At 41.8% G+C, this 11,562-nt stretch carries 7 protein-coding genes; 3 read left to right on the forward strand and 4 right to left on the reverse strand.

Features of this window, described 5'->3' with window-relative positions; all coding sequences use genetic code 11:
- Positions 1-88: 88 nt before the first annotated feature.
- The gene (locus ACQY73_RS29330; RefSeq protein ID WP_428657731.1) at positions 89-784 is read right to left on the reverse strand and encodes a LytR/AlgR family response regulator transcription factor; all 696 of its coding nucleotides are present in this window, start codon (positions 782-784) and stop codon (positions 89-91) included.
- Between the two features lie 660 nt (positions 785-1,444).
- Here ACQY73_RS29330 and ACQY73_RS29335 point away from each other — a divergent pair.
- From ACQY73_RS29335 to ACQY73_RS29345, 3 genes are all read left to right on the forward strand, one after another.
- Positions 1,445-6,625, forward strand: a complete 5,181-nt coding sequence (locus ACQY73_RS29335; RefSeq protein WP_428657732.1) for an SdrD B-like domain-containing protein — start codon at positions 1,445-1,447, stop codon at positions 6,623-6,625.
- A gap of 427 nt (positions 6,626-7,052) precedes the next feature.
- Positions 7,053-8,033, forward strand: a complete 981-nt coding sequence (locus tag ACQY73_RS29340; protein WP_428657733.1) for an IS110 family transposase — start codon at positions 7,053-7,055, stop codon at positions 8,031-8,033.
- Between the two features lie 82 nt (positions 8,034-8,115).
- Positions 8,116-8,337 (forward strand): IS3 family transposase, encoded by a 222-nt coding sequence (locus tag ACQY73_RS29345; protein WP_428657734.1) that lies wholly within the window; start codon positions 8,116-8,118, stop codon positions 8,335-8,337.
- A gap of 146 nt (positions 8,338-8,483) precedes the next feature.
- Here ACQY73_RS29345 and ACQY73_RS29350 read toward each other — a convergent pair whose 3' ends face one another.
- The 3 genes from ACQY73_RS29350 to ACQY73_RS29360 all read right to left on the reverse strand — a co-directional run bounded on the left by ACQY73_RS29350 (position 8,484) and on the right by ACQY73_RS29360 (position 11,326).
- Positions 8,484-8,972 (reverse strand): hypothetical protein, encoded by a 489-nt coding sequence (locus ACQY73_RS29350; RefSeq protein ID WP_428657735.1) that lies wholly within the window; start codon positions 8,970-8,972, stop codon positions 8,484-8,486.
- A gap of 52 nt (positions 8,973-9,024) precedes the next feature.
- A complete protein-coding gene (locus ACQY73_RS29355; protein ID WP_428657736.1) occupies positions 9,025-9,981 on the reverse strand; it encodes a hypothetical protein in 957 nt (318 codons plus the stop codon).
- Positions 9,982-10,042: 61 nt separating this feature from the next.
- Entirely contained in the window at positions 10,043-11,326 is a 1,284-nt protein-coding gene (locus ACQY73_RS29360) for a beta-1,3-glucanase family protein (RefSeq protein ID WP_428657737.1), read from the reverse strand.
- Positions 11,327-11,562 lie beyond the last annotated feature (236 nt).

An 11,562-nucleotide genomic window follows, 5' to 3' on the forward strand; every position in this document is an offset into this window, starting at 1 on the left:
GTTAACAATTTTCATACTAAAAAAATATTATACTTATATACAAATGACACAATACCGAAAAGAGGTGATATATTACTGCAAAAGTACATTATAACTTATTTTTTAGAATATGAAGCTGATCGACAAATGCCTTTTTATATGTTCTGCTCAAGGGGAGTACATAATTTTCCAGATGTACTTTTTCAGAAGTAAAGCTTTTTACATGATGGATGTTGACCAAATATGAGTGATGAACCCTTACAAAGCGATTGTCAAGTTCATCGATCAATTTGTTAAGCGAATACTTAGCAATAAATTTAGAAGTATCAGTATGGGCATAACTATAATTACCATCAACTTCAAAAAAATAAATATCATTAAAAAATACTCTTATACGGTTATTGTGGTTGCCATGAAGATATATTGATCTATCAATTTTATTTTCATGTGTTATCAGCTTTATTGTTGCACCCAGAGTAAGTTTATGTATTGGCCTGACTAAATAAGCAATTTTCCCTTTCTCGGTTATAGTATGATAAAGGGAATCTTCATTTGAAGCCGTTATAACAATTGTAGGGATTTTATCATGAATAGAATCCAACAAATCAATCCAAATTGATTGTTCTTCCCAAAGTAGATCAATAATAATTAGTGCCGGTATAGAATTTTGTAAAATATTTTGTGCTTCAGCTGTTGTGCGAGCCCCTATAATATTAGTATACCCTAGTTCTATCAGCACTGTTTTAACAATAAACACGTCACTTTGCCTATCTTCAACTATAAGAATACGGCTGTTATAGTTCATATTGAGCATTTAAAAGGTATATGAAAAAATGGCAGGAATATAAAAAATGGCTAAACTATGATTATTATTTAGCAAATCAGTAAAAAAATATACCAGTATTTTTGTTTTCTGGGATAATTCGCAAAAAAAAGGTGATAATCTCTTATTTAGGGCTGTTTTACTTTGTTTTATTATATTTTAATAAAATAATCTTTACAAAAAATAGCCCTAAAAGATAAAATGGATAGATTGAGGCTACCTCGTAAAGACTCTAAGTTAAGGTCATGAATTTGGCATAATATTTGTTAATCCGTATAATCCTACTTCGATTGTATATTTAAGCCGTTAAGTATCACCAATTTTGAGTGAGTTGTCACTTCTTAAGGCCTGCTGTCTCATGAACGCATGAAGTTTGTTGAGATACATTGGTAGACAAATCCGGTATATTTTGCTAGGTGCCGGAGTAAGCTATAATTCCCATCAAATTTTTTGAGTAACTATCTAATTTCCTACACTCATGGCAGCAATCTCTTCATTACCGATTAACTCGACATAATCAAATTTTTGTAACAAGTGTTATATCACTTTGTTTGCTGCTTCAGCCGGAGTTTTGAAATGAGATATAGTGAGACAAAAGACATATGATCAGTTTATTTTATACGCTTTGATCTTCAATGAATTATGAAAAAATTTACAGGATTTTATTTACTGACTGTTGTTTTGGGGTTAGCTTTTTGTTTAAATACCCATGCCCAAATCAGCGGTAGCGTTTTTCGCGATTTTAATGCCAATGGAGTAAAAGACAGCACCTCTGTTTTTGTGGAAACAGGGGTTGCGGGAGTTAAAGTTACCGCTTATAACCAAGTCGGCTCTGCTGTCAGTACCACTACGGCAACAAACGGAAGCTATACGCTGGCTACCGCAACGGGCGGCAAATACAGGGTAGAATTTACAGATTTCGCAGGGAAAGATTTTGACGGAGCCATTGGCAGCAGCAGCAATACCAGTGTCCAATTTGTGGATGTTACGGCGGGTGGAATTTCCGGGATAAATTTAGGGATAAACTATCCTGACCATTATAGTGACGGCAGCCCCCCACCCCTGTTTACACCCTGCTACTCAACCGGAAATGAAGCGTCCGCCGGCGGTGAAAAAGTATTTGTAAAATGGAATTATAACAGTTCCGGAGTACCCCAAATGTTTGGTGGGACAGGACCGAATCCCGAAGCGTTAGCAACGCTGAGTCAATTGGGAACGGTTTGGGGAGTAGCATATGATAAAAACAAACAACTCATTTATACCTCTGCTTTTTTAAAGAGGCACACCATTTTGCTTAATAACGGAAAGCCTGACAATGGACTTGGGAATGTATTCTCAATCAACCCTGTTACTGGTAATCCTACGCTTTTGTTTAATTTACAGGATTTGGGAATTAATGTCGGTACCATTCCGGATAATGCAACGCGTGGAATTACAGGCGGTATCACGACCCCGAGTCAGGACAGCTTGGCCTATGATCTGATTGGAAAGGTCGGGATCGGTGATATTGATATCTCTACTGATGCCAAAACGCTATGGGCCGTAGTTATTAATGAAGCAGATCCCCGATTGGTAGCTATCAAACTGGATGCCGACAACAATCCCACTACTGCTCCAACCGCCGGCGATGTACAAAGCTGGCCGGTAACTTCTCCCTGTACGGGAGGCCAAAGCCGTCCGTTCGGCTTAAAATATTACAGAGGGCAATTGTACGTGGGAATTGTTTGCGATGCAGGCAATTCGCAAAACAAAGACGATTTGAGTGCTTCCGTTCTGCGTTTCGATCCTGCAACCCAGGCCTTTACCAATGTGTTAAGTTTACCTTTAAACTATGAAAAAGGAAAAGCATTGGATTACGCTCCCTGTGATCAGTATCCCGGGTGGTACCCTTGGACCAATGATTATACCTTCCCGCCTGCCGGAACGCCTGTTTGTACACAGGCCGCAGGTCCACAGATTGTGCGGCCTACTCCTATGCTGACCGATATAGAATTTGATGTAGACGGCTCCATGATTCTCGGATTTTCCGATCGCTGGGGGAATCAGGTAGGTTTTGGCAATAACAGCCCGTTAGGAGGTGGATACATCGGTGTAGGTTCAACAGGCGGTGATTTGCTTCGGGCAGCCCCGAACGGCAACGGAGGATATATCTTGGAGAGCAACGGTACTTCGGGGGGGATTACAACCGCAAGCGCCGGCAATAATCAAGGTCCCGGAGGTGGGGAATATTACAATGAAGGACTGGGTTTTCATAAAGAATCCTCTCAGGGAGGAATTACTTTTTGGCCCGGCTCAGGGGAAGTGATTACGACATTTCTGGACCCCATTGAGCCAAATACAGGAGGAATTGGAAAATTCAATAACAAGACCGGAGAAGCTCCCGGCGCAAGACGCTTTCAAATCTTTGCCGGCGGTTTCGGCAAGGCAAATGGATTGGGAGACCTGGAATTTGTCGGAAGTGAGGCTCCTATTCAAATCGGTAACCGTGTTTGGAAAGATACCGACGGTGATGGCATTCAGGACGCTGAAGAACCCCCGCTGGCAGGAGTAACTGTCGCATTATTGGAAAATTGTACCGGTAATCCCATTGCGACCGCCACAACCGATGCCAACGGGAATTATTACTTTTCTTCGGCGGCCGGCTCTTCTACTGCAAGCGCTATTTACGGAGTTACGTTAAAATATACTACCGCTTATTGTTTAAAAGTTACTTCTTTAGGCAGTGATCCATCCGTAACCGGATTAACACTGACAACCGTCTCTCCCGCTCCGGGCGAGACTTCGGGAGTAAACAATACAGGTACCACATTATCGAACAATGATGCCTTCATCATTGGAGGACAACCAACCATCAGCCTGACCATCGGCAATGCCGGTGAAAATAATTATACTTATGATTTTGGCTTTCCGGTCTGTACCAAACCCAATGCAGGAACGGATCTGAAAATTTGTGCTCCTGCCACTACATCCGCATTGACCGCCGCTGTTTCAGGACAAACCTGGAGCCAACTTGGAACCACACCTGCCGTCGCAGCCATCAACGCTTCGGGCGCAGTAACCGGTTTGACCGTTGATGGTACCTACCTATTCACTCTCTCGGCCGGTGCCGGCTGCTCAGATACCGTCGCCATTACCCGCAGCAGCGTGATTGTTACTATTTCAGGACCTACCACTATTTGTTCTACAGAACTACCTATCAGTTTTACCGCCTCACCGGCAGGTGGCAGTTTCAATAACGGTCTTCCGACCGGAGTAACTGTATCAGGCAATGTACTCACCATTACGGTCGGGGCTAACCTAAGTAGCCTGAGTTTCAACTATACGTATACCGATCCTGTGACGGGTTGCTCGGCTAATGATCAAAAAGCCGTTACAATCAGTTCAGGTGGAACAAAAGTAAACATCGGAACCGACACCCTGTGTGTCAACCAAACAGCCACTTATACAGACCCTAACGGTCTTACGGGAACCTGGAGCGGGCCCGGAATCACGGATACCGGCACCGGCGCTACCCTAAACAGCGCAGTGGCTCTGACAGCACTGGGAGTAAGCGCTCCTGCAAGTTTTTACATTTATTATACCCAGACAAGCGGCAATTGTTCCCGTATCGACAGCGGGTTGGTCTTGATCCTTCCCCGCCCATCCGTGTCCATTACCGGTCCTTCAACGGTTTGTGCCAATGCGTTGCCCGTAAACTTTACGGCTTCTCCGGCAGGAGGCAGTTATAGCCTGCCCAATGGTCTACCGGCAGGAGCTGTTACTCAAAACGGTACTACTCTGACGCTGAATGCCGGTTCGGGACTTTCTTCGCTGACGTTCAGTTATCAATACACCGATGCCGGGACAGGTTGCAGTAATACGGCAAGCCATACCATAACGATTACGCCCAAGCCCAATGCCGGGACAGACAAGAGTCTGACATGTGCCAATCCAACGGCGGGTACCTTGCAGACAAGCACGACCCTAACCGGTTTCACCCCGGCGGGCGGTACTTGGGCCGCCAATACGGGCAATCCGGCCGTTGCTTCGATCACAAATTTGGGTGCTGTAAGTGGCATGACGGTTGCCGGCACTTATCTTTTTATTTATGATGCCAATGGCTGTAAAGATACCGTAGCGGTAACGGTGGAGCCCTGCACGGGTTGCGTTAAACCCAATGCCGGCACTGATGTTACGATTTGTGCCCCCGCTGTTTCGGCAAAACTAACAGCGGTTACTCCGGGTGGCGTGTGGGCTCCGCAGGCCGGAAACCCTGCCGCTGCCACCATTGATGCTTCGGGAAATATCGCCGGAATAACTGCCGTGGGTACTTATACATTTATTTATTCGGTTACTTTAGGCGGACAGACCTGTACTGATACCGCTTCTGTCATCCTCAAAGCCAAACCCGTCGCTACAATAGCTACACCCGCAAACGGTGAAGTGTGTACCACTGCCGGAGTCGCTCAACTATCAGCCACACCTGCAGGCGGTACCTGGAGTGTTGTCGGAGCGCCTGCCGGAATCACGGTGACCAACTTGGGAGCGGTTGCGGGCCTTTCATCAGTGGGCACTTATTCTTTCATATATTCGATCAACGGATGCAGCGATACCATTGCTCTTACGGCTAAAGTCTGTCAGATCCCCTGTCCGAAACCGATTATTACCCTATCGGCCGCGCCTGTTTGCTCGCCCGGCAGTAATACTTATTCAGTAAGTTTTACGATTACCGGACAGGTTGGGATACTTAAAGTAAATAACGGTTCTCTTTCGGGCAGTAATCCCTACACTGTTACCGGTATTCCGGGAGGAGCGAGTTTAAAAATTACGGATAGCTTAAGTGTTGTTTGTAAATACGATACGCTGGTGGCAGGACCCAATTGTAACTGTACTCCACAATTGCCTACTGTTTTGACTCCAAGCCTGACCGTATGCGCAGGTGATACTTTCCCTACCTTAAAAGCCACGATCATTGGACAGGCAGTAGCGGAATGGTTTGCGCAACCCACGGGTGGAGCGGTACTTTTTACCGGCATAAACTATAAACCTTCCGGAACGATAGCTGTCACCGATACTTTTTATGTTCAGGCCAAAAGCACCGATCAAAACTGTCCTTTAAATTCCGTCAGCGAACGTATTGCGGTAACGGTAAATGTTCAGAATTGTAACGTAACAGTTGATCTCGCGCTGAAAAAATTGATCAATAAGAAGATCGCCCACATCGGAGATACCCTGATCTATACGCTCAAAGTGTGGAATGAAAGTGTTGCCAACGCCACAGGTGTAGAAGTAACTGATTCACTGGCCACCTCCGTTCAATTCATCACCGGCAGCTTTACTGCCGGTCGGGGAAGTGCTTCACTAAGTGGCAGTGTCATTAAATGGACTATCGGCAACATTGCAGCGCAGGGCGATACTGTAACACTAACGTATAAGATCAAAGCAATCGGGGAAGGAGTGCACTTCAATGTGGCCGAAATTTCCAAGACCAATGAAAAGGACAAGGATTCAACACCGGGAAATGGTAAAGAGGAAGAAGATGATTTGGATCGTCAGTGCTTTACGGTTCCCGTTAAACTCTGTGCCGGAGAGAAAGTGCAACTGAATATTTCGGAGAAGTATACTAATGTAAAATGGTACAAAGCAGGGAGTTCTATCGTAATTGCCCAAGGCAATGAAGTACTTTTCAGCGAAACGGGCACTTATAGCTTTACAGCTTCGAATTCCACCTGTCCCGTAGAAGGTTGTTGCCCGATTATTATTGAGCCAAGCGATACCTGTTGTCCAACCAATGTTTGTATCCCATTTAAGGTAAACAAAGTAAAAAAATCAAAATTGATCTAATTTACGAGTCCATTAAACACAAAATCTCCTTTCTGCAAATGAAGGGAGATTTTGTGTTTTAAATAAACTATCCTCGGTATAATTATCATTGGATTTCGTACATGGTGAACCTGTATATCCCTTTCATAACTTGACACGATTAGTGTCAAGTTATGAAAGGGATCGGACCGATTTCTATAGTACATTTGAACTCTGTTGTAATAAATACTCAAAATGGCCGTAATTAAACTGTCAGTTGAGCAACCCGTGTAGGGAAATCCGCGATTTCTATAGCCAACCCTGTGAATCATGTTCCGATCTGCACGGGTGAATTTTTAAAGCCTCGACAGTTCAATTGGTTTTGAAACCGTGTATGCTATGCCAGGGTCTAAAAATTCACTGCTCGCTTCTTCATTGTTTGCTAAACGTTTATTAAACCGATTTATTTATGAAAAAGTACATTGGGATTGATGTAGCTAAAACTACCTTAGCAGTGGCCTTGCCAACAATGAGCGGAGGCTGGACTATTAACACTTATCATAATACACCGGAGGGTATCCATTCCTTATTAAGCCATTTACCTAATGGATCTCACTGTATTTTGGAAGCTACGGGTTCTTATTCCGTTTTGGTGACATACATGCTTTGTCAGGCAAAAATTAATGTATCGGTCATTAATCCTAAACAGAGCCATAATTTCGCTAAGATGCAATTGTCAGTCACTAAGACTGATCCAAGAGATGCTGTTTTATTGGCCGAATACGGTCGATTAATACAACCGCCTCTATATCAAATGACTACTGATAGTCTGTTGCGTCTTCGACAAAAGAGAACACTATTGCGCCAATATCACAAGCAACGCACCATACTTCTAAATTTACAACATTCGTTTGCTCCCCTACCGGTTAAAGATTTATCAACTGAGCAAAGTTTACAGGAAATGATTGATCGCTTTGAGGCTGCTATTGCCAGCCTCCAACAGGAGGTATGCCAAATATGTCAGGATGATTTTAAAGAACAGTATAATCGATTAACATCAATAAAAGGCATTTCGCATAAAGTTGCTACGGCACTGATTGAGACTACAAATGGCTTTCAGGATTTCCGTTCGGCTAAAGCATTAGCCAAATTTATTGGCCTTGCCCCTACTACTTATCAATCAGGTAAAATGGCTACTCATCGCGGTATTTGTCGAACGGGAGATCCTGATTTGCGTGGTTTATTATATGTTGCCAGTTGGTCAGCAATCCGTTATAATAAAGCGTGTCGAGAGTTTTATCAGCGTCTGAAAGCTGCCGGTAAAGCATCTAAATTAGCTCTGATTGCTGTTGCCAACAAGTTACTCCGCCAAGCTTTCGCATTAGTTCGATTTGATGAAGATTATAATGATAATTATCAACCAAAATTTCGATTGAATGCTTGCATTTGAACACAGTTCATGATTTAAACGAGAGTAGTCGTATAATTTTCGTTATATTTTTGCTTTAACCATAGAAATTGGTGCGATGCCTATGCTGAATCTTTATGGATCGGACTGCCGACGCAGTCGTTTAAAGGCCGAACTGCTGGAAGGTGATTGTTTTGAAAACCTGGAGGATGCCCATCTTGAGCTATTTAATTACATTGACGGCTATTATAACAACCAGCGTTTACGTTCGGCTATTGTTTACCAATCGCCAATTAATTTTGAAAAACAGTATTATCAAGCTAATTTCAATAAAACTCTAAATTAAAATATGCCCGGATAAACCAGACCACCTCAGCTTACTAACATTCGGGACAAAACATGGAATTTAAGCCATCAAGTGACCTAAATTCCATGAAACTAATTTATTGAGGAATATTCTAAAAGGCACCCCAAGAATTTGTAAAACCTCTGTTAAATAACAAGGCTATCAAAGTGATAACATAAACCGTTAGAGTCTGAGGCCAGATTCGCTCCTGTGACATTTTGATTGATTAAACCTTGATTTGATCCTTTTAATATTGTTACTGCAAGAGGAATCACTTCGTAAGGGGCAAATTCAAATGCCTGTCCTTTATATTGTTGGCTTCGATAACTCAACTCCTTTATCAAAGGCTGGTTTAAAAACATAATTGTTGACTTACTTGTAGGATACAACTCGCTCCAACGGGCTTCGGAAATTATTTGCGCAGACTGAACAAACTGTGGTAATGTTTGAGGTGTTATATCAAGTTCAGTAGTACTGGCCCATAAATTGTAAGCAAAATTTATTTGCTGTTGAGGTACGTTATTATCTAAAAGCCATTGTGTAAGTGATCCAGGACCAGGAGTTGTTAACATTACAAATGCATCCGTCCCATAAGGGCGAACATGTTTAATTAAAAAATCAACTCTAATTCCCATAATAATTAATTTTATAATGTTTGAATTAAAATTTTACTTTAAAACTCAATTATTAAGTTTTAATTCCTTTCATTTTAGTGAGTTTGGAAATAGTAGTTGCATCATTTGTGGTCAGTTGCATCAAGGAATTAACAATATTGGAAGTGTTGGCTGCAACGATACCGGCACTCATTGTAGCGGTAGTACGTGTCATTGTAACATTAAGGTTAAAATTTGAGATTGATGACTTCCCTATCGAGGCTTTCCAAGAATTTTGCTCCATTTGAATATAGATAAAATCTACATTCATCTGATTAATTACCGGATTAGACCCGGTTACCGGCACAAGATGGTAAAAGCTAACAAGATGGTTCAATGTTTGTGTTTGATCTGTAAATGTCAGCTGAAGGGATTTTAAAGAATCCGCCACTTCAGTAAGAATACCATCCATTTCAGTTAAAACCGCAGCAGGTAATCCCAACGAACCAAACATCGCTGTTAAAAGGTCGAGATGAAGATCAGCTGAAGTAGTGGATTTATTAATTGTTTGTGTTGATGCTTCACCCATTGGCAAGTACATTGGGATTGCTTTTATTGTTCCACCTGTAACTACAAAATTTCTTGCATTCGCTAAATCAATCACGAATTGTGCTGCCTGCTGTTTATCTGAAAGGTCATACATTTGCGGGTGAGAATTATACATTACAAGTGCAGTGAGAACAGCGATGTAGGAGTCCAAAGTTTGAACATTTTGAACAAGAGCAGCATCGCCAGTAACCGGTGCAGCTGGAACTGTAACCACTGTAGTTGCACCGGGCGCTGTTCCAACATTGTTTAAAAGCGTGTTGAGATCATCAGAACTGGCTCCGCTTGCAACGGTTGTAGCTGAAGGGGTGGCCTTTAAATTAAAGGCACTATGTACATTTTTTATTGCCCCCGCTTCGGCGGATAACTTAAAAATTTCCTCAGCATAGGAAGAGGCATCCAGTAAATTAGCCGGAGCGCTGACTAAGTAACTTCTTAAAGCCATAATAATTTGTTGTTTAAAATGTTGAGAATAAAATGTATGTAATCAAAAATATCTGATGAGTTTATGAAAAGTTTACCGGTTCAAGCGAATTAAGGTTGATTGTAACAGTAGACTCGGCCTGAAAGCTAATAGTGGGATCGTTTCCATACACATCATCCAGCGACAAAGCGTAGACTTTCCCGTTTTGTGCACTTTCATGTAATAGTTTTGAATAAAATTCGACTGCCCCATCGTTCTTATAATAATTTGAACTGTTTATCCAATCAATATGACCTTTATCAAGGTGCATTACTCCTCTGCAAATTGAGACCAAAATGGCGATGGTGACAGGGTCAGAGCTCCACAAACTGCCTGCGATAACATTGCCGCTGATTAGATATCCCCAGTCAATCGTAGTCGGATCATTCCCTACAACATTGTGGTATTGACCACCGGGGAGTTTCAACCGGGGACTGCTGGGATTAATAAGGAAAGGAACAGGTTGGTAGGGCTCGGAAAGTGGCTCATCGGCAAAAAGAAGCAATGTTTTCCCATCATCGCTTATCTTTCCAAAAAAGACCGGATTGCGTGAATCGGGAATAAAATCCTTACTGAAAAAACTAAATTTACGTCCCGGGATAAAGCATCTATTGTTTATATAATCGTCAAAATAATGAGTGAAGTATTGAGCAAACAGTTCTCGCTTTGTAGGGTCTTGATTCCAATCGGAATAGGCCATTGTTTTAGGTGATAATAAACGCACTACCTCATTTTTTTCATTAAAAACAAAGAGTTGCTGATAAATAGCCGTATTGCCGGAAAACGGGCCGGAATCGTTTGCGGGAATATTTTTAAAGGCGTTAAAAATATTCGTTCGGCCGGTAGTAATGCCTACTGTTTTGGGTGTGACTTCTCCAATCGGTATGACACTCACGGTATATGAGAAGCCATAAAAATCTACCGATGTCGGATTGATAATGCAATTATCTGTTGACGTGTCAAATTCAATTTTATCATATAAAATGTTATTCTCAGGCTGCTCATAGTCCTTGCTGGGAGAGAGGCCTGATGCAGTCATATTGATGAAATCACTGTTTATGGCTAAATATATTCTTGCGCTTTTAAGGGAAGGAACTTTAATGGGTATACTGATCTTGTTAAGCGCTTTTGAGGTAATGCCTATAACGTGGTTAGGAACCGGTATACAATGATCAAAATCATAATAACTAAAGGAATCATCTATAGGATTGTGTCCGGTAATGCAAACAAAAACTTGCTCATCAGATGCTCCTGAGTTAGGTAGATTATTAATGATTAGATTCATAGATGATACCATTTTTATATCTTTTAAAACGTATCTTGCCAAAATATTTTCTCTATCAATTTATTAAACGCTTTTTCTATTTGTTTTATAGGACCAGTTATATCAACAGATATTTCAAATTCTATTCACGTTCTCACTCATTACAAAATTTTAATCATAGTGAGTCTTAGAAGAATTTCTTTTAAAGACGTAAAGCTGTAATGAATAACCGCTTCCCTTTTGACGCAGAAATTTATCGAATCAAAAGTATAGAGATTCCATAAGTAGGCCCTGCACTC

The sequence above is a fragment of the Runella sp. genome (genome assembly GCF_965279615.1).
Classification (GTDB): Bacteria; Bacteroidota; Bacteroidia; order Cytophagales; family Spirosomataceae; genus Runella.

What these genes read in the sequence shown, in the direction of transcription:
- ACQY73_RS29330 (WP_428657731.1), bottom strand. Translation starts at nt 784, where the DNA reads ATGAACTATAACAGCCGTATTCTTATAGTTGAAGATAGGCAAAGTGAC.
- ACQY73_RS29335 (WP_428657732.1), top strand. Translation starts at nt 1,445, where the DNA reads ATGAAAAAATTTACAGGATTTTATTTACTGACTGTTGTTTTGGGGTTA.
- ACQY73_RS29340 (WP_428657733.1), top strand. Translation starts at nt 7,053, where the DNA reads ATGAAAAAGTACATTGGGATTGATGTAGCTAAAACTACCTTAGCAGTG.
- ACQY73_RS29345 (WP_428657734.1), top strand. Translation starts at nt 8,116, where the DNA reads ATGCTGAATCTTTATGGATCGGACTGCCGACGCAGTCGTTTAAAGGCC.
- ACQY73_RS29350 (WP_428657735.1), bottom strand. Translation starts at nt 8,972, where the DNA reads ATGGGAATTAGAGTTGATTTTTTAATTAAACATGTTCGCCCTTATGGG.
- ACQY73_RS29355 (WP_428657736.1), bottom strand. Translation starts at nt 9,981, where the DNA reads ATGGCTTTAAGAAGTTACTTAGTCAGCGCTCCGGCTAATTTACTGGAT.